Origin of the sequence: Shewanella seohaensis, assembly GCF_023283775.1 — a bacterium.
Taxonomy (GTDB): Bacteria; Pseudomonadota; Gammaproteobacteria; order Enterobacterales; family Shewanellaceae; genus Shewanella; species Shewanella seohaensis.
In genome coordinates this window covers 229,262-248,860 of the sequence record NZ_JAKILE010000008.1, presented here as the reverse complement: position 1 = coordinate 248,860, position 19,599 = coordinate 229,262, and the positions used below count along the sequence as shown (strand labels likewise).

Here is a 19,599-nt window from a genome sequence, read left to right as displayed (position 1 = left end):
GCTATCGACTTGAGATATCATCTTTTAAAGTGGCTCCCCTGACTGGACTTGAACCAGTGACATACGGATTAACAGTCCGCCGTTCTACCGACTGAACTACAGGGGAGTAGATGATGCGATATTGCTATCGACTTTAACTTGTCTTGCGTTAGTGGCTCCCCTGACTGGACTTGAACCAGTGACATACGGATTAACAGTCCGCCGTTCTACCGACTGAACTACAGGGGAATCGTTTAACGCAACAGCTTGGTAATTAAGTGGCTCCCCTGACTGGACTTGAACCAGTGACATACGGATTAACAGTCCGCCGTTCTACCGACTGAACTACAGGGGAATCGTTAGTTACCTAACTGCGCCTCACTTTTATCGAGATTGAAATTTGGCTCCCCTGACTGGACTTGAACCAGTGACATACGGATTAACAGTCCGCCGTTCTACCGACTGAACTACAGGGGAATCGTTTCTCTCGTCTCGATGACTTGTTGAGAACGGAGCGCATAGTAAAACGCTCTGTGGGATGAGTCAACTCGAGTTACTAAAAAAAGTGTAATTATGCTGTTAAGTGTTCATCTAATGTGCATCGTGGTGCCAAAATCAGCATTTTGATGAAGAAATAACTTATGTTTTCGTAAGATAGCGCGTCTTCATCTTAAAAACACTTGGGATTTTTAGGGGAGACAAAAAGCGCAAATAGACCTAGTTGGTTAAATTCTCAGCATTATTTTGGCGGGAGACCCATTTGATATTTCAAAAACCTCAGGCTTAAATAGATAAAGTGTATTTGAGTGGCAACGAATCGATGCTTTTGTGGTCAAAACCTTTACGCCGTCATGCTGCCACTCGCTTGGTAAGTCTTAACCTGATGCTTTAATTACTGATCTCACAATATAAGGTACTAATATGAGGTGCTGACTATTTATAAAGTGCACAATATGCGGTAGGTATATTAGGCAGCACTGCAGCTTCCACTGGTTATCCCTAAAGCGACAGCAGGAAGCCCATCTCAGCCGAGTGGCAAAACACTTATCGAGAGGTGAAAACAATGGCAATGAGTCGATTAGAACAAGCAGAAGCGTTACTCGAGCAGCCCTTAACCTTAGATGTACTGCGTCAGTACCGTGAGTTGTCCATGCATTTAGATGATCCTGATTTTCAAAAAATCCAAGATTTAGCCGAAATCCTCTTTGTGGTTGCCTCTACGGACGAAGCGCTTTTTGCGGCCGCGCTTGCAGAAGACTTAATTTAAGCGCTAATCAAGTTATCCCTCGGTCATGAATATTCACTTTCTACTATTTTCTGCGAACAGATAGCCCCAATTCTACTGACTCATATGGATAAAGCGGAAAGCGCTGTCATTTTATGCTGTAAAACACGAATAAAGGCGTAACAGCAGGAGATCAATCAGATTTTGTGAATGTTATCGGTTGTAACAAGTAGTAACTGTAACCGTTCATATAGTTTGATAAATAGTGGGAATAGGCGAGATTAGCTAGAATTTGGCGGGATACCTTGATTTATAAGGCTTGAGCTAACCTAGTCCTAAGTCGGAACTGAATCACTAGGATTGATAAAAACAAAGCTGGCACCGAAAAGGTTCACCAGCTTTGAAAAAGATTCACAGTTCATCAAGATTGATAAACTCGGAACTCATAAACGTTTAATCGAGATTTTTACCCATCCAAACCACCTTGCCGATGATTTGGAGCATAGGCAGCTCATCTGCAGACACAACCTGAGACTTGTACTCTTTGTTGTCGCTGATGATCTCAATGCCACCATCAAAGAGTTTTTGTAGCCGTTTGGCATACAAGTCATCGCCCAAGCGTAAAACGAAGATACAGCCATCTTCTAGCGTAGTCTTGCTGATATCGACTAATAGGCTGTCACCGCTATGAATAGCTGGCTCCATCGAATTGCCCTTGGCATAGACCACTTTCAAATTCTCAGGCTTTAACCCGCGATACTTGAGCCAGTTCTTTCTAAACGACAAGCGTCTGCGCACACCTGTCTCATCGTTAAAAGCCCCATGGCCCGTGCTCACCACCACGTCATAACCTTCAATAAGGTAATACTCTTCATTGAACTGGTCTTGATGGACATAGACGATCCCTTCCTGGGAAATCTCGTCTACTTGTCGGTTGGGGTACTTAGGGCCATTGCCCGTTGCTAGCCAGCGAATATTCACGCCAGCCTCTTCAGCAATACGGATCGCTGTATCTAACTTTGGTTCGCCACCCTTAATGAGGTTTCGCAGCGTTCCCTCAGAAACACCAATCCTAATAGCAAACTCCCGAACGCTGTTTTCTCCAATAGCCTCGGATATGCGGTCTGCAAGAGTTCCACCTTTAGTCACAGAAGTCGGATCTAAAGATGGATCTGAATGTAAGGCTTCCGACTTCATTATTTTCCTCAAACCCAAATCTATGTAATGCGTAAACAACGCAACTTTTTACTTAAGAACTACCAGATAAGTAACAGTTTATTGAGCTTTAAGCCCTTATTTACATCAATTCTCTACGCATTAAATACCCGCTATTGCGTAACGCTTTGCGAAATTAATCAGAAAACTGTTGATCTGAATAAAAGTTGGATCTATATTCGCAATATGTTACGCAATGCGTAATGTATTGATGTTTTCATTAGTTCGTTCGCAATGCGAACGTAATCAAAATATTAGCACGGTAATTCTTATGAAGATAGAAAGCGCTCGTCATATACATGCTGCCTTGCTCGCAAATGGGCAAAGTTGCCGTGCGTGGGCGATTACGCATGGATACAACCCAAGGACGGTACAAAAGTGCGTTCAATGGTTCGCGCCAAATACAGGACGAAAGCCTAAACGCCTTAAAGCCGTTGAAATCATGGCCGCGCTATCGGACTACCTCGGCGTTGATTTAATTGGAGAGCACCATGACTAAGGAATGGTTTAGCACCATCGAAATAGCAGAACTGCTAGGCGTAGGTGATCGGCGCATACGTGATAGGGCCAAGCAAGAAGGTTGGCAAAAGCAAAAGCGTCACGGCTTAGGTGGGGGATTTGAATATCACTTAAACAGCTTGCCGATTGAAGCGCGGCAAAAGCTGGCACGCCAAGAGTCTGAAAAATTAATTAACTCGCCTTCGGCAATAGTTCGAGCTGGTGCGGCCGTCGCTCATTTGCAAGTACCCGCAGCAAGCCAAACCACAAAGGCCAAAAGCATTCAGCAATTTATTAATTTGCCTGAGAAAGCACAAAAGCGTGCAGATGCCAAATTAGTCATAGTCAACGCTAAGGCTAAATTCTGCATGCCTTACATCGAGGTGCGCCAACTTGTTGAAGGTGAAAGAGCATTCTGCGAAGCCTACAACACTAAGTCGCTTGAGCTACCCGAATGGATATTCTCAACCATTCAAAAGGTTTCTGTGGTCACTATTCGCCGCTGGGAGAAAACGCTCGAAGCAGAAGGGGTTAGCGCACTTGCTGGTAAATACGTCTCTGAACGGCAAAGCCTGCTTAACGATAACGCCGATGTAGCAGATTTCTTAAAAGGGCTGATCACCGCCAAACCGCATTTAGCGGGCAAGGCAAAACAGCTTAAAAAGCTCACCGAAATTTATGCCACTAAAACGGGCGCACCTTGGCAGATCCCAAGTGTCTCAACAATACGCCGCTGGGTTCTTAAGTGGGTGGATCAAAACCAAGCTGCGTTCACCTTCGTTACCAACCCTAAAAAATTCAATGATAAATATCGTACCGCAGTAGAGCGTACCTATCCTTGGATGGCTGCCCCAAACGATGTTTGGGAATTCGACTCAACCCCAGTCGATGCCATGCTGAAGGAAGGCCGCCACACCATTATTGCGGTGATAGATTGCTTTACTCGCCGCGTAAAACTGCTGGTATCGCCAACTTCATCCAGTGAGGGTATCTGCCTGTTAATGCGTAAAACCTTACTGGCTTGGGGTGTACCTAATCCTGGCGGTTTAATGCGGACAGACAACGGCAGCGATTATGTTAGCCAACGTACAACAAGCATCTACCACTTGCTTGGCCTAGAGCAAAGCCGCGCTAATCCATATTCAGGGTGGGAAAAGCCTTTTATCGAGCGCTTTTTCAAAACCCTCAGCCATGATCTTATCGAGCTGCTACCCGGTTACATTGGCCACAATGTCAGTGATCGCGAGGCGATTGAAGCCCGAAAAGAGTTTGCGGTACGCCTTAAAGAGCGCAACAAGAAGGAAAACGAAAAAGCCGATTTTGATCTGCGTATGACTCAAGCGGAGCTGCAACTGCTGCTCGATAACTGGGTCGATGCCTATTATCACCTTCGCGCCCACGATGGCCTCAAAGGCTTAACCCCTAGCGAAGCCTATCGCGCCGCCAAATATCAAATTAAAGCCGTAGAGCACCCCGAAGCGCTCGATCTCTTACTCAACTATGTGGGTGAGGCGACCATTCTTAAAGGCTTCATTAAAGCTGGAGGCCTGCGTTACACCGCCCCCGAAATGCTTGAGCACCAATGGAAAGGGCAAAAAGTCAGAGTCTTTCTTGATCCCACCGATGTGGCCCGGGCCTTCGTGTATCCACTAAACAACTGGGAAACCCGCATAGAAGCCGTGGATCACCGTCTGCTTGGGCAAGAGATCAGCCCTGCAGCTTATCGCCAAACCAAGAAGAATGAAGCTAAGTCTCTGCGCAGTTTCCGCGCCGAAATGAAGCAACTCGCCAAGACCTTCAACATCGGTGAAATCCATCAAAGCGTTATCGAGCACTTTGCTGAGCAAGCCAAATCACTAGTGGAGTTTCCAACTCAAACCGTCACCCATCAAAACCCTGGCTTAACAGCGCTCACCGAAGCCGCAGGGCAGCTCGTTAAAAGCAATAAACCAGCCTATAGCGACCAACAAATTGAGTACTTACGCCAAAAACGCAAAGCCATCGATGAGCGTAAAAACGCCATTAACCAGCAGCACGCCACGCTCGTGCGCAATGAACACGATAAAGCTCGTTTACTTGCCACCGAGTCGCTAAGTCGCGAGCTAACAGCCAAAGAGGAGGAGTTCTTAAAGGATTACAAAAAGCACAACAAGTTAGGGGCAAAACGCATTGAAGAAATCATGGGCCATAAGCGCAGAGCGACCAACTGAGCACTTATGACCCATCGCGGCCGTGAAGGCCATAAAACTAAAGCAAAATGGAGTATACAAAATGAAAGCAGTGATCGCACCTGTAAAGAATGTTTTAACAGCACAAGATGCCTTCGATAACCTCTGCACCCGAGGTATCGGTGTACCCGGTCTTGGCTTGTACCACGGCCCAAGTGGATTCGGTAAAACCACAGCGACCACCTATCTGTTTAACCAAGTGAATGGTATCTACGTTAGGGCTATGGCGACGGACAGCGCCAGCACGCTGATGAATCGAATTGTTGGTGAACTCGGCTCCAGCGGTATGTGGCGCATCAATAAGATGGTCGATTTTACCATCGAGCAAATGAGCATGTACGAGCGTCCATTGTTTATCGATGAGGCCGACTACCTGATGACGGACGTGCGCATGCTCGAAACCGTGCGCGACCTTTATGACAACACCGAAGTGCCAGTGATCCTCATCGGCATGGATCAAATTGCCCGCCGTATTAGTACCCGCAAACAGTTCTTTAACCGCATTTCAGAATGGGTTGAGTTTCGTCCCGCAGACTTAGATGACGTCATGGTGATGGCTGACTCTCTGCTCGATAACGGCATTAAAGTGGAGCCAGAGCTGCTAGATGAACTGCGCAAGGCCAGTGGCGGCGAAGCAAGGCGCATTGTGATTGGGCTAAACCAAATTGAGCGTTTAGCCAAAATGAATGAGCTGGATTACGTCACCGCCGAGCACTGGGGCGCACAACCTTTCCACGGCGTTCGCCGCCAAAGCTTAGTGGGATAAGAGCCATGACAGGGGTCAAACGCTCAACGCCATTAAGAAGCAGCGCATGGCTATTTATGTGCTGCTGTCGTAATCGCAAAGTCAGCTTTAGTGCCGAACAAGTTGCCGACGCATCGGGCATGCCTAAATGCCTCGCTAATCGCTTCTTAAGGGATCTCTACAGAGAAGGGCGCTTAACACTCGAATGGAAAGGGCGGACAGGGCTGACAAATCGCTACTGGTTAAACGATGACAACGCGCCAAAGCGCCAGTCTCAGTTTGCCAAAATCAAGGCCAATCAACGGATCTGGAATAGTTGCCGCATTATGCGCAACTTCTCCATTGAAGAAATCATGGTGACTGCTCGCGTCGCACGTTCAACGGTTAAGCGTTATCTAAATGCCCTGCAACGGGCAAGCTTGATCCGTGTTCGCGCTATCGAAGAAGAAACCGTCATCTATCACCTCAATGTTGACTGTGGTGCGCTAGCGCCCGAACTCATCGATGACGGTATCTATGCTCCAACCAAATCGAAGTTTTATCCCTATCGGGAGGCGCTATGAACAAGGATGAATGGTTTCAAGTGCTTGAGTCAAAAGTGAAGAACGCCAGCCAAGGCAAAATTGCCAAAGAGTTAGGTGTAAGTACGGCCATGCTGAATCAAGTTTTGCATGGCAAGTACAAAGGCAATATCGACACTATCAAAAATCGGGTGGAAGGGCGTTACTTGCGCCATCACGTCCAGTGCCCCGTCGCAGGGGAGATAAGTGTTGATGCCTGCCGTGATAACCAAGTCCGGCCCTTTAGCTCTACAAACCCCCAACGAGTGCGACTTTATCGCGCTTGTCGAGGTGGTTGTCCGCACTCTCAACTGCAACAAACTGCAGTAACACAAAGGATCGATGTGCAGTCGGCCTCAGACAGTCGTTACAACGTCGAGGAACAACTCGCGTTTTGCCGCAGGCTCGCACAGGGAGATCCCCAACACCATATCGAACTACTCGAAAGGGAATTGCAAAAGGTGGCTAACCGCCTAAACACCTCCCTTTGGGATAACAAATGGAAAGGTAAATAACATGCATAAAACCCAACCAATCAATGTGATCGCAGCATTAAGGCTTAGAGGAATGAAAGTGGTGAGCCAGCGCAGGGGAGTGATTCAAATCGACAAGCCGAGTGCCGATTTTCGCCGAATGGCCGTGGACATTATCGAAAACATAAAAGGCATTCGTCGCCGCTGTCGAGCGGTGCAATTTCATGGTGTAACCGTTCGTTGGAGTGAGGAGTAATAACATGACCAGTCAACAAACTAACCCACAGATCCCCGCAGGTTACCGCATGAACGCAGTAGGGGATCTCGTACATGAAGATCGCATTAAGCCCGTAGACAAGCTGCGTGATGAGGTGGTGCATTGCATTATTGGTCTCGCGCAGCAGCTACGCGAGCAAATGATGCTGTTTAAGTTAACCACCATGGCGCAAATCGATGACTTTGCCGAACTCTCCGCGAGTGAGTACGGCACTAAGGTCGGTGGCAGTAAGGGCAATATTTTGCTGACCAGTTTCGATGGCAAGTACCAAGTCCGTCGTCAGGTAGGTGAGCACCGCGTATTTGATGAGCGCATTCAAACCGCAAAAACCTTAATTGATGACTGCATTAAAAGCTGGAGTGGTGGTGCAGATACCCGCCTGATGGCCATGGTTGAGCATGCCTTTAGGGTTAACCAGCAAGGCCGCATCGACGTTAACCAAGTGCTTAGCCTGCGCCAGTTGGATATTGATGACGCCAAGTGGAAACAGGCCATGGATGCGATTGCCGACGCGATTCAAATCACCGGAACCAGCCAATACCTGCGCTTATATGAGCGTCAGCCGAATGGCAAATACATTCAACTTCCACTGGATATCAGCACGCTTTAGAGGCGCAAGGAGCACAACATGACTCAAGGCATTCAATACCTAATCAACAAAAACCAAGCGGCGTTAGATCGCGTGGCTTTTAAACTGCGGATTGCCGCGCTGTTAGAGGCCAACTACGAAACCCTACGCAGTGAACTCAGCGGCATGGCAGCCGATACGCCACACCAGTGTTTGCTGGTCGGTGCTGTATTGCTTAACGAACTGCGTGGATTAAGTACTGAATTTGCAGGTGAAAAGCGCCGCGTGATTAGCTTTTTTATCAAGCGTTCCCTGAAGAACACTCAAGCATAACCAAGCGAAACCCGCCCCACTCATGGGGTGTGGTCTGTCTAATGTAGTGATTAGACACTGATGAGCAGCTAACAAAATGAACTCATTTTAAGAGCGAATGAAATGACCCCTTACGCAAAACGCTTACTGAAATATGCCATTGCTAACTGTCCAGCCCGGCCAGTGCGTAAAGGTAAAAGCAAAGCCGAATTGCTGGCAGATCGCGAGCAATGGGCGGTGAACTATTTGAACGGGGCATTAGGCCATGGTTGGCCAAAACGTAAAAGCCAACCTAAAGCCGTTCGCGTGCTAGTGACTGAATCAGTAACGACAACCGATGAGGATGACGAATAATGCTAGACACTAATCAACAAGCCCCTGCGCCAGTCGCTCAACACCCTAGCAGTAAGCATAAGAAGCGCCTAATCACGTTAATCAATGTGGCTAAGGGATCATTGCAGCTCGATGAGGCTATCTACCGTGCCATGTTAAAACACGCTACGGGTAAGGACTCCTTAAGGGCGATGAACTTACCCGAGCTTGAGCAGGCGCTAGAAGTGTTTAAGCAAAAGGGCTTTAAACCCACGTTAAACAACCATAAAAAGCGCCGTTTAAGCCCTGCGGCGGGTAAGAGTAAATTGGCCTCTATTGATAAAATCCGTGCTATTTGGATCACCATGGGCCATCACTTAGTTATCCAGGATAACAGCGAGTCGGCGCTCGATGCCTATGTGCGCCGCATGACGTTACGCTGCCACATTGCCAATAACCAAACCCAAGGCGTGGATGCCACCGCTTGGATGACAGAGCAGCAAGCCTACAAGGTATTAGAAAGCCTTAAAAACTGGCATAAGCGGGTATTAATCGAGCGCATTATCGCCCGTGGTGAAAGCTTAAAAATGAACGATGCAGGCACACAGCCAGCGGCTTATGAGTCCATCGTTGCACAGTATGAGGGCCATGGTTATGAGTAAACATAGGCAAGATGCTGTAAGCGTTCCTGACAGCCAACTGGATTTACTGTCCACCAGTGCCGCAGAACTAGAACAAGCTTTGGAAACCTTAGCCACGCTTAAACCAGATGAGCGCGAGGACTTTATTCGTCGCTGGCCTTCAACCCTACAAAGTCTATGCGATGTGATGCGCCAAACTCTAAAGCAATATGAAATTGATAATGCCGATAATGTGAGTGAAGCTTTAGCAACTAGCCTAAGTGCCTACCTAGGCGGGCGTGATATTTATATCCCCAATGGCGATCGCCTTAAGGATGCACTGCGGGATATCCGCATCTGGCGCGAGTTTAAGGGCAATAACCTTGAGCAGTTAAGCCGCCAGTATGGCCTAACCGAGCGCAGGATCAGCCAGATAGTGGCGGAACAAAGGGCAGCATTTGTGGCGAGGAAGCAGAGGAGATTGTTTTGAAATCCAATCTATATCACAGGGTTACCAAAAGGTAGCCCTTTTTATTTGCGTATAATGAGGATAAACTCGTAATAGTAAAGCAAATTTTTAACAATTAGGATGTTGAATCATGCAGATACGGACATCGCTACTAGCTCTCTTACCTGGTGTCGTTACGTTTTCTTTGCAAGCTAGCATTTATAAATGCACTGTAAATGGGGTGGAGACATTCAGCCAAGTCCCTTGCGCTGAAGATGCCCAGCCTATAACTGTTACCCCTCCCGCAAAAATTTCATCTGGCACTACTAACGAAGCAGAACTTATTGAGCAATGCGTTACTTACTTGAAACGTGCTGGTGATTACAAAGATCCCGACTCTATCAAGATCGAAGGACATTTCTTTGATTGGTTACAGGATGACAGCGGTGCTCGCAGGGTGTTACAACTAAAGGTTAATGCAAAGAATAGTTATGGGGCGTATGAGGGGGGGATATATCGCCCTTGCTTTCTAAACTACAATGGCACGAATCTTAGTGAACATCAATTTCTGATTGAAACAAAATCATAAGTTATTGTAATTATTAAATTAAACCTATTTAGTTTTGTATGGGTTTAAATGTATCTAGCATTCCTGGTAGTTGATAATATAAAGGAATTAAATCAATGCCCGTACAACTAATTGATAGATATTGGTCTTGTGGTGTATACCATCCATATAGGATTATGGGGGAGAGAAACCCGAATTGCGACGAGTTGACTTTCAAAATGATGGATTTAAAGAATCCTAACTGTCAGGCTCACTCTCGAGCTGTTGAGTATTTTGCAAAGCGATGGGGGGATCTTCTTAGTTCTTTGCTTGTTGATAACAGAAGATTAGTCGAACAGAATTTTAATATCGCAATTATTCCAAAGCATGAGCGAGGTAGGGTATCTGAGGGATTACAAGCTGTTGCTGGCATTGTAGCCACCAGAATAGGTTATCTTCCAAATCCGCCTCCAATAATTCTTTATAGGAAGTATGATGTACCCAGTGCTCATAATTCTTCTGGAGGGCGCTCAGTCATGACTCATATAGATAGTATTGAAGTCTTGAAAAATAATCTTCTTAAGGGAGCCCCGACAGTGTTATTAGATGATGTGAAAACCACGGGAGTTAGTATGTCAGCATGTCGTCAGTTATTGGAGCAAGCTGGCTCTGGTGTGGTAATCCCTATGCCAATATTGGAAACAGCATGAGTACTGATTACCTTGCTAGGGCTAAAGCAGTATTTTGTGTTGCTTGCCAAACAAGAAACCTAACAACTGATGCAATTTTAATGAAATTGCTGAAATTGTCTGATTCATTGGATTTAAGAGATGAATTGGACTGGATTACTTTTGTAAATAGTACTTCACACTTTAAGGAACTTTTTTCGACATCTTTTATAAGGGAGAACAGTGATTTATACGAAACTCACTTAGACTTTTCAATCAAACCTATTCTCTTTGGAAGTGAACTTTACCCAAATTCACTCGCATTGATCAGTCAGCCACCACCAGTGATGTACTTTAAAGGCGATGAAGATGTATTAAATGAGTTACCGGGGATTGCAATTGTCGGATCTCGAGAGATTTCTACTGCTGGTGCAGAGATAACAAGACGTATTACAACTCAATGTGTGAAAGCGGGACTTGTGGTCGTAAGTGGCTTGGCAATAGGCGTAGATGCTTCAGCTCATCGAGCAACGCTACAAGCTAATGGGAGAACAATTGCGGTACTTGCTAATGGTTTAGATCAAGTGAAACCAAGACAAAATCAAAAGCTTGGTGATGAGATTTTGGATTCTGGAGGTGCTTGGATCTCCGAAGTACCGATTGGAAGCAAGGTATTCAAGAATTCATTTGTACAGAGAAACCGTATCCAAGTAGGACTGGCAGCCTCATCTGTATTAGTTGAAGCTGCGCTTGGAAGTGGAACTATGACCCAAGCAGATTTTTGTTTTAAAGCTAATCGCCCAATGTTTGCAGTTGTACCCCATAAGGATGGAAATCCTTTGGGGTTAAATTGCGAGGGTACTCAAAGTTTGGTTAATGAGGGGAAAGCCATTCCCTTGAAAACTAAAGATGACTACGAACAATTAATTAAAGTCACTTTGGAATCTCGCTCATTTTTGCAGGGATATGGGAAAATCGGCCAAAATATATCGATGTCATTCTAACTAATCCCGAAACCTTTCCAATCCGCTGAAAATCCCTAAACCGAGACAATGAACCTATGCTCACTGTCTCGGTTTTTTTATGGCTTTCATTTCACACAACAAGGTTCGCAGCGGCGTTAACAGTATGCCGATTGCTAATGCTCGCCCTAAGCGCATCTCAAATCGAGTCTATCGGCAATGCGCATTGGACGGCTTTAATGCCTGCATCAAAGCGCACTTAGCCGCAGAGAATGCTGGCGATGTGCCCGCAGCCGTACCGCTTTATAGCCACAGCGCCACCCGCCAGAGTTATTACGCCCAAGGCTGGCATGCCGTTACCCATCTACACGTATTGAAAGCAAAGGAAAAAGCCCGCGAAGAACGCAACAAGGCACAAGCTATGGCGGTGCCTAATGAACAGTAAACTCAAAGCGTTTTTAATGGCCGCAGGCTTAAGTTCGGCTGCAATTACTGGCGCACAGCTTACAGATAAATGGGAGGGCAATAGCCTAACGGTTTATGTCGATGCTGTAGGTGTGCTCACCGCTTGCCGTGGCCATACAAGTAAAGACTTGAAGCTTAATCAAACCTTTACTGAGCAGGAGTGCATGGAGATTTTCGCCAAAGATATCGCCAAGGAAGATAAGCAGTTGCTGCAACTCACGGCCCCTGTAAGGCTCACCCACAGCGAGCATGCCGCCTATTTATCGTTTTTGCACTGGGCGGGATACGGCAACTTTGCCAGCTCAACCCTGCGTAAAAAGCTGTTAGCTGGGGATCGTGTGGGAGCTTGCATGGAGCTAACCCAAGCCTGTTCTACCAACCCGCAAACGGGTGAGCGCGTCTGTAATGGTTGGACGTATGGCACCCGTTTAGGTGCAAAAGTGCGCCTAAATGGGCTGATTAAACGCCGAGCCGAAGAACAAGCCATGTGTTTAAGCGAGCTGGGCCTCGGGCAATCAGCGGGGGGCGCTCAATGAATCCCTCACAAATCATAAGCGCTGTGCAGTGGTTATTTCTGTCGCTGGCGATTGTCACCATTGGGCTGATGTATCAGCAACAACAGAGCACTAAAAGCCTGCTCACTCAAGCGTTGGCTGAGAATGCCACCCTGCAACAGAGCGCCGACACTCTGGCGGTATGGCTGCAAGACGCCAACCTCGAACGCTCAGCGATCAAAGCCGAAGGCGAAACCCTCGCCTTGCAGGTGCAAACCATCGAACAACAAAAGGCCGCGTTAGCTACCCGCAATCAAGACCTTAACCACCAACTGACCCAGCTACTTGAGGATGCCCAGGATGAACAAACGCAAGCATGGCGTATGGCTAGCGTGCCTAACGATGTTGTGCGCGTGTACGACAGCGCCGCCCGCTGTGCGTTACGTGCCAACTTACAAGACCCAGCATGTGTTGCCGCCCAAAGCTCTGGTGCGCGAGTGCAACGTCACTCAGGTTCCTCCACAGGTCTTGCAGTGTCTGCAAACCCAGAATGAACAGTGCCTATCCAACCCACAGTCAGTGAGGCTAATGATCTCGTTACTCACTGACTTAGGGCAATGCAACCTTTACTGGCAAGCCCTGCACGATTGGCGGCAACGGCACCAAACAGACCAAACAAAATAAGCCAAATATTAGGAATAGGCATGGACGAAAACGATTGGGCGAGCACGATGGAAACCCGCGAGCGTGATGCTTGCATTGATGCCGCCCGCCACAAACAACAGCCTCAAGGCAATGGTATTTGCATTGATTGCCATGAGGCAGTGGAGCCAGAACGACGCACAGCCCAGCGCTGTATTAGTTGCCAACAGGATGAAGATAAGCGCCAAAAGCAGCGCTATGGGACGCGTTTATGATCGAATCGTTATTTGAATTTTTCGGCAAGTACTGGGGCTTTATTGGCAGTGTGATTAGCGTGTTTTGCGCCTTGCTCATGGCGTGGTTTAGCACTCACTTTACCCCACGCATCGAGCACGACAAGGTCGTCCAAAAGGTGGCCGAAATCGACAAGCGCCTAAGCGAAACCGAAATGCAGTTGGAGTACATGCCGACCCGTGACGAACTGCATGCCCTGGATAAAACCCTCGAAGGCTTAGGTGCTCGCTTTGGCGCAATGGAACAAGGCATTAGGCGACTCGAAACTAAGACCGACATGCTACTCGAAAACGAATTATCTCAAATACCAAAGGGAGGCCATTAATGGCGATGCAGCAAATTATCAATGAGCACCAACGCCTAGTGGTGCTTCGATTACTGACCGAAGCGGGAGCCTTCGCACTCAATGAGTCCATCTTACAAGATGGCCTGATTGCTTATGGACTCGACATTAGCCGCGACTCATTAAAAGTGCAGCTAGCATGGCTTGCCGAGCAAGGGCTTATTAAAACCGAGTTAGTGGGCAAAGTGACCACAGCCACCCTAACAGGTCGCGGCCAAGATGTAGCCACAGGCCGCGCAACAGTGCCAGGCGTTAAGCGTCCACGAGCGGGAGAATAGCCATGGCCGTTAAACCATTAACCGCTGGCCAAAAGAAAGTGCTTTATCACTTAGCCCTGAGTCTGGTTGCCGCCAACATGGAAAGGGTAGTGCTTAAGCCCATGCTGGAAAAAGAGGGCAAGCATTATGTCGAAGGGGACTTTCGTAAAAAGTACTTAGCCAAAATGCCCCAATGCGCACAGGCCGAGAGGGCACTGCAAAAAGCGATGGCTCAAGCCAATACCGATATTGCTGCTTCATTGAAGCTTTCAAAAGGAGCTGACAATGGCAAATGAAACCAGAGGCCGCCGTTCTAAAGTGGATTTACTGCCCGCCAATATTCGTAAGCGCCTCGATGCAGGGCTACGCGATGGCTCGATTCAGCAGATTGATCTACTTAATGAAATCAACGCCCTGATTAAAGCCGCAGGGCTGCCAAAGGATAATCTTCTGTCTCGCGCTGGTATTAACCGCTATGCCACCAAGATGGAGGCAGTGGGTAAATCCTTAAGGGAAATGCGTGAGATCACCCAAGTGTGGACGGCAGAACTGGGCGACAAACCCACGGGCGAAGTCACCAAACTGATCCTTGAAATGGCCCGTTCACAGCTATTTAAAGCCCTGTTAAACGAGTCTGAAACGGGCGAAGGTGCCGACGTGGGCATGATTAAAGATGCCATGTTAGCGGTGCAGCGGCTTGAGGCTGCCGCTATGGCCAGCCATAAGCGCGAAAAAGAGATCCGCCAAGCCTTTGCCGCTGAGGCTGCCAATGCTGTGACCGAGGAACTACGCGGTGAAGATGGGATGAGTGAGCAGCTCGAAAGCAAAATCCGCCAAATTTTATTAGGGAAAGCATAATGGCGAAATCAGGCTTGCATCTAACACCCATCACCAGCCCACGCAAAATCGATCTAGCCGAAGAAATGGCGCTGGCGGGTGTCGATGTACCGCAGGAGATTGTTGAGGCGCAGCCAGCCAACGAACCCGTGTTTTTGCCTTATCAGCAACGCTGGTTTGAAGATGAAGCGCAGATCATGATTGCCGAGAAAAGCCGACGCACCGGCTTAACTTGGGCCGAGGCTGGACGTAACGTTATCAAAGCCGCCAAACCTCGTCGCCGTGGGGGCTGTAATACCTTTTACGTTGGCAGCAAAAAAGAGATGGCGCTGGAATATATCGCCGCCTGTGCGCTGTTTGCCCGTGCGTTTAACCAACTCGCTGAGGCCGATGTTTACGAGCAAACTTTTTGGGATAGTGAGAAAAAAGAAGAAATTCTCACCTATATGATCCGCTTCCCCAAGACGGGGCGGAAAATTCAGGCGCTTAGTTCGCGCCCCTCAAACCTGCGTGGTTTACAGGGCGATGTGGTTATTGATGAGGCCGCCTTCCACGAGTCTTTAGAAGAACTGCTTAAGGCCGCGCTAGCGTTAACTATGTGGGGCAACAAGGTCAGATTAATCAGTACCCACAATGGCGTGGATAACCTCTTTAATAGCCTGATTAATGATGCCCGTGAGGGCCGCAAAGACTATAGCATTCATCGTATTACGCTGGATGATGCCATTGCTGATGGCTTGTATAAGCGTATCTGCTACGTCACAGGCCAAACATGGACTCCCGAAGGTGAAATTGCCTGGCGCGAGGGGCTATATAAAAACGCCCCCAATAAAGAAAGCGCCGACGAAGAATATGGCTGTGTGCCGAAAAAGTCTGGTGGTACCTATTTAAGTCGAGTGCTGATTGAAGCGGCGATGGTGGCTGATCGTTCTATCCCTATCTACCGTTTTGAAGCGCCAGAAAACTTCATGAGCTGGACGCCAGAAATGCGCGAAGCCGAGGTGCGCGATTGGTGTGAACAGCATTTAAAACCCGAGCTGGCCAAACTCAATCCAGATCATAACCACTCCTTTGGTGAAGACTTTGCGCGGCGTGGCGACTTAACCGTGTTTGTGCCTTTGGCCATTAAACCCGATTTAAGAAAGCGCGCTCCTTTTGTGGTTGAGCTGAGGGACACCACTTACGAGCAACAGCGCCAAGTGATGCTTTATATCGCTGATAGGATGCCAAGGCTTGTCGGATTGGCGTTTGATGCCACTGGTAACGGCGGCTATTTAGCCGAACAAGCTGCGCTGAAATACGGCACAGAAATGGTTGATCAAGTGAACCTGTCACAGAGCTGGTACCACGAGTGGATGCCAAAAATGAAAGGTGAGTTTGAGGCATTTAACCTTGAGATCCCCCGCCACCAAAGCGTGCTCGATGACTTACAGCATATCAAGTTAGTTAACGGTATCCCCTCGATCGATAAAGGCCGTCAGGCCGATTTGGAATCGAGTAAAGCTAAAGGCAAGCGTCACGGTGACTTTGCCGTTGCCCTCTGTATGGCCGTAAGGGCGTCATATATGGAGGGCGGCGCTATCGAATTTACCCCTATCCCTAAGAGTGATCACCGCAATCCAAATGCCCATGCAAGTGCCCATGAGGATGATGATCATCAACTGCAGCGAGGTTGCTGGTAATGCAAGAAAAAACAACTGAATCACGGATTTTAGACGCCAGTGGTCGCCCCTTTAAACAGCGTGAGGCCAAGGAGCTACAAACCGACGATGTGCGCCTAGCTGGGCTGCACCGCACCTTTAGCAACCATCCTAGCAGCGGGTTAACGCCCGCCAGTGCTGCCAGTATTTTACTGAGCGCGGAGCAAGGGGATCTTATTGCCCAATGCGAGCTGGCCGAGGATATCGAAGAGAAAGACGGCCATCTATTTGCCGAACTCGACAAGCGCAAGCGTGCACTCATAGGCGTCGATTACTATCTGGAACCGCCCAGCAACCCCACCCCACAGGAAAAGGCCGATACTGAGTATCTGCAACAAATGCTGGAGGAAGGCGGCTGGATTAAGTCGCTTATCAAAAGCATCGCCGATGCCATTCTTAAGGGCTTTAGCATGCACGAACTTGCCTGGTCACGTGAGCTGGGTGAGTGGTTTATCGAGGTGCCAGAGTATCGCGATCCCTCATGGTTTATGACCCACCCCGAGCGCCGCAATGAGCTACGACTGCGTGACTCAACTCATGAGGGTGCAGAGCTGTGGCCCTTTGGTTGGATTAAACATATCCACCCTGCCAAGTCGGGCTATGTGAGCCGCAGTGGTTTGGTGCGCCAGTTGATCTGGCCATTCATTTTTAAAAACTACAGCGTGCGTGACTTGGCCGAGTTCCTTGAGATCTACGGTTTACCGCTGCGCATTGGTCAGTATCCTGCGGGAGCAAGCGACGCGGAAAAGCGAGCGCTATTAAACGCGGTAATGAGCATTGGACACAATGCGGGCGGCATTATGCCGAAAGGCATGGTGATGGACTTTCATAGCGCCGCCACAGGCCAAGCCGATCCGTTTGAACTCATGATGAATTGGGCTGAAAAAACCATGTCCAAGGTTATCCTGGGCGGTACACTCACCACGCAAGCGGATGGTAAAAGCTCCACCAATGCGTTAGGTAATGTGCATAACGAAGTGCGCCAGGAGCTGCGCGACTCAGACCTTGAGCTAATTGCCGAAACCCTCACCCGTGACCTAGTGGCTCCATTGTATGCGCTTAACTGTAAGAGTTACCGCAGCCATCGCCGTCACCCTCGCTTGGTGTTTGATACCACCGAGGCCGAAGATTTACGCGCCTTGGCCTATCCGCTGCGGGCGTTCGTGAGTATGGGCATGCAGATCCCGCAAAACTGGCTGCATGAAAAGACCCGTATTCCTAAGCCTGCTAGTGGTGAAGCTGTGCTGGTGATCCAACAGGATGACCCTAATGCCACTGCGGCCAGCCAGGCGGCCTTAGCAGCACTCTCTGCCAAAGATGGGGCTGCGAAAGAGGGAGCCGCCAAGCAGCCAGATGCCTCGTTAAATGAACCCAGTCAAACCGCCTTAGATAAGGCGCTCGATGCACTCACCCAAGGCCAAATGAGTGAAGCCTATATGGCGATGGTAGAGCCGTTGCTGGCACAACTGCAGAGCGAGCCGGAGCAGCTGCGCGCCCAGCTGGAACAGGACTATCCCAACATGGATACCGAGCAGCTTACCGAAACGCTCGCGCGGCTAATGTTTGTGGCTGAACTGTGGGGAATGGCAAATGCCTAAACAAAGAGTGCCTGAAACTGTTGATTTAAGCATTGCCATTAACCAAGCCCCCGCTGATGCGGTGGCTTATTTTCGTGCCAAGGGTTTTGCCATCAGTGACGATTGGCAAGATGTCTGGACGCGCGCCCATGCCCGTGCGTTTACGGTGGCCAAGGCTACCCAAATGGATGTGCTCACGGCGATCCGCAATGAGGTTGATGCGGCCCTTAGCCAAGGATTAACCGCTAAGCAGTTTCAGGCCAACCTCAAACCGCAGCTTGAAAAGCTCGGGTGGTGGGGTAAAAAGGACGTCGATGGCCGCGAGGTTCAGCTGGGCAGTCCTTACCGCTTAAACACTATCTACCGCCAGAATCTGCAAACCGCATATATGGCTGGGCGCTATCGGCGCATGTTGTCGCGTACTAAAACCCACCCCTATTGGCAGTATGTGGCGATTGATGACGGCCAAACTCGCCCAGCCCATGCGCGGCTGAGGGGTAAGGTATTCCGCTTTGACGATCCGATATGGGACATTATCTATCCGCCAAATGGTTGGGGCTGTCGTTGCCGCGTTCGGGCGCTTACCGAGGCGCAGGTAAAGGCCATGGGCCTGACGGTGGAAAATGGCGAAGGCTATATCCAGCGTTTTGATACCGAGACAGTCGCGCGCGGCACGGGTGAAGTGTTAACCGTGCCCCATGCACGGATTGATCTACCCGATGGCAGCAGCATGAGTCCCGATTTAGGCTGGGCCTATAGTCCAGGCGAAGCCGCCTTTGGTACCGATGTGGCAGTTGCTAAAAAGCTTGGCAGCATTCAATCCCTCGATACCCGCGCCCAGTTTATTCAAACCCTCAATAACAGCCCACTGCGCCAAGCTCAGTTCGCCCAGTGGACGGATGAAGTACTCGCCACTCATCCAGGACAAAAGCGGCGTCCAGGCTTAGGCGTTCAGGCGTTAGGTTTTATGACGCCATCGATCCAAGCGGCAGTGACAACGCGTTTAGGCGCAGAACCCACCGCATTACTTGCCATTGGCGAGAAGCAGCTGGTGCACGCAGATAGCCCACGTCATATCAAAGAAGGGGTGGCATTAACTCGGGATGAGTATCAGCAATTACCCTTGATGTTGGCACAACCTGAGGCCGTGTTATGGGATAGCAAGAACCAGAATTTGTTGTATGTCTATGCCACTGAGGATGATGGCCGTAAGGTTAAAGTGATCATTAATAGCGCGTGGAAGATGAAACGCCAGCAAGCAATGGATGCGGTGATCAACGTTTATAAGATCAATGCGGTGGACTTAAAGCACGGACAGTACGAACTGTTAGAGGGCAAGCTGGAGGGATAGCG

The 19,599-nt window shown here is 48.8% G+C and carries 26 protein-coding genes, 4 tRNA genes and 1 other RNA gene; 26 read left to right on the top strand and 5 right to left on the bottom strand.

Translation table 11 applies throughout. The annotated features are described in order from the left end of the window. Nucleotides 1-30: 30 nt before the first annotated feature. From L2713_RS11760 to L2713_RS11745, 4 genes are all read right to left on the bottom strand, one after another. Nucleotides 31-106 (bottom strand) — tRNA-Asn (locus tag L2713_RS11760). 46 nt (nt 107-152) lie between these two features. Further along, a tRNA-Asn gene (locus L2713_RS11755) sits at nt 153-228 on the bottom strand. 30 nt (nt 229-258) lie between these two features. Next, nucleotides 259-334: transfer RNA gene (locus tag L2713_RS11750), tRNA-Asn, on the bottom strand. A 46-nt stretch (nt 335-380) separates the two neighbouring features. Beyond that, nucleotides 381-456 (bottom strand) — tRNA-Asn (locus tag L2713_RS11745). Nucleotides 457-1,042: 586 nt separating this feature from the next. Between L2713_RS11745 and L2713_RS11740 the strand changes: the two genes are divergently transcribed. After that, nucleotides 1,043-1,246, top strand: a complete 204-nt coding sequence (locus tag L2713_RS11740; RefSeq protein ID WP_011622825.1) for a hypothetical protein — start codon at nt 1,043-1,045, stop codon at nt 1,244-1,246. Between the two features lie 411 nt (nt 1,247-1,657). Here the strand turns inward: L2713_RS11740 and L2713_RS11735 are convergent, their stop codons facing one another. Then, nucleotides 1,658-2,401, bottom strand: a complete 744-nt coding sequence (locus tag L2713_RS11735) for a LexA family transcriptional regulator (protein ID WP_248968033.1) — start codon at nt 2,399-2,401, stop codon at nt 1,658-1,660. 509 nt (nt 2,402-2,910) lie between these two features. Between L2713_RS11735 and L2713_RS11730 the strand changes: the two genes are divergently transcribed. The 25 genes from L2713_RS11730 to L2713_RS11610 all read left to right on the top strand — a co-directional run bounded on the left by L2713_RS11730 (nt 2,911) and on the right by L2713_RS11610 (nt 19,597). After that, nucleotides 2,911-5,127, top strand: coding sequence for a DNA-binding protein (locus L2713_RS11730; RefSeq protein WP_248968032.1), 2,217 nt, complete (start codon nt 2,911-2,913; stop codon nt 5,125-5,127). A 61-nt stretch (nt 5,128-5,188) separates the two neighbouring features. Next, nucleotides 5,189-5,911: an AAA family ATPase gene (locus tag L2713_RS11725; RefSeq protein WP_248968031.1), complete on the top strand. Its 723-nt coding sequence runs from the start codon at nt 5,189-5,191 to the stop codon at nt 5,909-5,911. A gap of 5 nt (nt 5,912-5,916) precedes the next feature. Then, entirely contained in the window at nt 5,917-6,453 is a 537-nt protein-coding gene (locus tag L2713_RS11720) for a hypothetical protein (protein ID WP_248968030.1), read from the top strand. Further along, a complete protein-coding gene (locus L2713_RS11715) occupies nt 6,450-6,965 on the top strand; it encodes a hypothetical protein (RefSeq protein WP_248968029.1) in 516 nt (171 codons plus the stop codon). Before L2713_RS11720 ends, L2713_RS11715 begins: the two co-directional genes overlap by 4 nt. A gap of 1 nt (nt 6,966) precedes the next feature. Next, the gene (locus tag L2713_RS11710) at nt 6,967-7,179 is read left to right on the top strand and encodes a Kil protein family (RefSeq protein WP_248968028.1); all 213 of its coding nucleotides are present in this window, start codon (nt 6,967-6,969) and stop codon (nt 7,177-7,179) included. A 4-nt stretch (nt 7,180-7,183) separates the two neighbouring features. Continuing rightward, the gene (locus L2713_RS11705) at nt 7,184-7,810 is read left to right on the top strand and encodes a DUF3164 family protein (protein ID WP_248968027.1); all 627 of its coding nucleotides are present in this window, start codon (nt 7,184-7,186) and stop codon (nt 7,808-7,810) included. Nucleotides 7,811-7,828: 18 nt separating this feature from the next. Beyond that, the gene (locus L2713_RS11700) at nt 7,829-8,101 is read left to right on the top strand and encodes a hypothetical protein (protein ID WP_248968026.1); all 273 of its coding nucleotides are present in this window, start codon (nt 7,829-7,831) and stop codon (nt 8,099-8,101) included. A gap of 2 nt (nt 8,102-8,103) precedes the next feature. Then, nucleotides 8,104-8,175: hammerhead ribozyme type II (locus L2713_RS11695), an RNA gene on the top strand. Between the two features lie 28 nt (nt 8,176-8,203). Continuing rightward, complete coding sequence (locus L2713_RS11690; protein ID WP_248968025.1) at nt 8,204-8,434, top strand: hypothetical protein; 231 nt, start codon at nt 8,204-8,206, stop codon at nt 8,432-8,434. Then, nucleotides 8,434-9,054, top strand: a complete 621-nt coding sequence (locus tag L2713_RS11685) for a gp16 family protein (protein ID WP_248968024.1) — start codon at nt 8,434-8,436, stop codon at nt 9,052-9,054. Before L2713_RS11690 ends, L2713_RS11685 begins: the two co-directional genes overlap by 1 nt. Continuing rightward, nucleotides 9,047-9,502, top strand: coding sequence for a Mor transcription activator family protein (locus L2713_RS11680; RefSeq protein WP_203432779.1), 456 nt, complete (start codon nt 9,047-9,049; stop codon nt 9,500-9,502). Before L2713_RS11685 ends, L2713_RS11680 begins: the two co-directional genes overlap by 8 nt. Before the next feature lie 109 nt (nt 9,503-9,611). After that, nucleotides 9,612-10,049 carry a DUF4124 domain-containing protein gene (locus L2713_RS11675; protein WP_248968023.1) on the top strand — a complete coding sequence of 146 codons (438 nt, stop codon included), beginning with the start codon at nt 9,612-9,614 and terminating at the stop codon, nt 10,047-10,049. Nucleotides 10,050-10,144: 95 nt separating this feature from the next. After that, a complete protein-coding gene (locus L2713_RS11670; RefSeq protein WP_248968022.1) occupies nt 10,145-10,717 on the top strand; it encodes a hypothetical protein in 573 nt (190 codons plus the stop codon). Further along, nucleotides 10,714-11,679 carry a DNA-processing protein DprA gene (locus L2713_RS11665; protein WP_248968021.1) on the top strand — a complete coding sequence of 322 codons (966 nt, stop codon included), beginning with the start codon at nt 10,714-10,716 and terminating at the stop codon, nt 11,677-11,679. Before L2713_RS11670 ends, L2713_RS11665 begins: the two co-directional genes overlap by 4 nt. 79 nt (nt 11,680-11,758) lie before the next feature. Then, nucleotides 11,759-12,082 carry a hypothetical protein gene (locus tag L2713_RS11660; RefSeq protein ID WP_248968020.1) on the top strand — a complete coding sequence of 108 codons (324 nt, stop codon included), beginning with the start codon at nt 11,759-11,761 and terminating at the stop codon, nt 12,080-12,082. Further along, nucleotides 12,072-12,638, top strand: coding sequence for a lysozyme (locus L2713_RS11655; RefSeq protein WP_248968019.1), 567 nt, complete (start codon nt 12,072-12,074; stop codon nt 12,636-12,638). The genes L2713_RS11660 and L2713_RS11655 overlap by 11 nt, the downstream gene beginning before the upstream one ends. After that, nucleotides 12,635-13,150 (top strand): hypothetical protein, encoded by a 516-nt coding sequence (locus L2713_RS11650; protein WP_248968018.1) that lies wholly within the window; start codon nt 12,635-12,637, stop codon nt 13,148-13,150. Before L2713_RS11655 ends, L2713_RS11650 begins: the two co-directional genes overlap by 4 nt. A 150-nt stretch (nt 13,151-13,300) precedes the next feature. Further along, complete coding sequence (locus L2713_RS11645) at nt 13,301-13,513, top strand: TraR/DksA C4-type zinc finger protein (RefSeq protein ID WP_248968017.1); 213 nt, start codon at nt 13,301-13,303, stop codon at nt 13,511-13,513. Next, complete coding sequence (locus L2713_RS11640; RefSeq protein ID WP_248968016.1) at nt 13,510-13,857, top strand: DUF2730 domain-containing protein; 348 nt, start codon at nt 13,510-13,512, stop codon at nt 13,855-13,857. The genes L2713_RS11645 and L2713_RS11640 overlap by 4 nt, the downstream gene beginning before the upstream one ends. Next, complete coding sequence (locus L2713_RS11635; protein ID WP_248968015.1) at nt 13,857-14,153, top strand: VpaChn25_0724 family phage protein; 297 nt, start codon at nt 13,857-13,859, stop codon at nt 14,151-14,153. The genes L2713_RS11640 and L2713_RS11635 overlap by 1 nt, the downstream gene beginning before the upstream one ends. Before the next feature lie 2 nt (nt 14,154-14,155). After that, on the top strand, nt 14,156-14,428 hold the full coding sequence (locus L2713_RS11630; RefSeq protein WP_248968014.1) for a hypothetical protein: 273 nt from the start codon (nt 14,156-14,158) through the stop codon (nt 14,426-14,428). Then, nucleotides 14,418-14,990, top strand: a complete 573-nt coding sequence (locus L2713_RS11625; protein ID WP_248968013.1) for a DUF3486 family protein — start codon at nt 14,418-14,420, stop codon at nt 14,988-14,990. The genes L2713_RS11630 and L2713_RS11625 overlap by 11 nt, the downstream gene beginning before the upstream one ends. Next, nucleotides 14,990-16,651 (top strand): hypothetical protein, encoded by a 1,662-nt coding sequence (locus L2713_RS11620; RefSeq protein ID WP_248968012.1) that lies wholly within the window; start codon nt 14,990-14,992, stop codon nt 16,649-16,651. The genes L2713_RS11625 and L2713_RS11620 overlap by 1 nt, the downstream gene beginning before the upstream one ends. Then, complete coding sequence (locus tag L2713_RS11615; protein WP_248968011.1) at nt 16,651-18,267, top strand: DUF935 domain-containing protein; 1,617 nt, start codon at nt 16,651-16,653, stop codon at nt 18,265-18,267. Before L2713_RS11620 ends, L2713_RS11615 begins: the two co-directional genes overlap by 1 nt. Beyond that, complete coding sequence (locus tag L2713_RS11610; RefSeq protein WP_248968010.1) at nt 18,260-19,597, top strand: phage head morphogenesis protein; 1,338 nt, start codon at nt 18,260-18,262, stop codon at nt 19,595-19,597. The genes L2713_RS11615 and L2713_RS11610 overlap by 8 nt, the downstream gene beginning before the upstream one ends. Nucleotides 19,598-19,599: the final 2 nt, after the last annotated feature.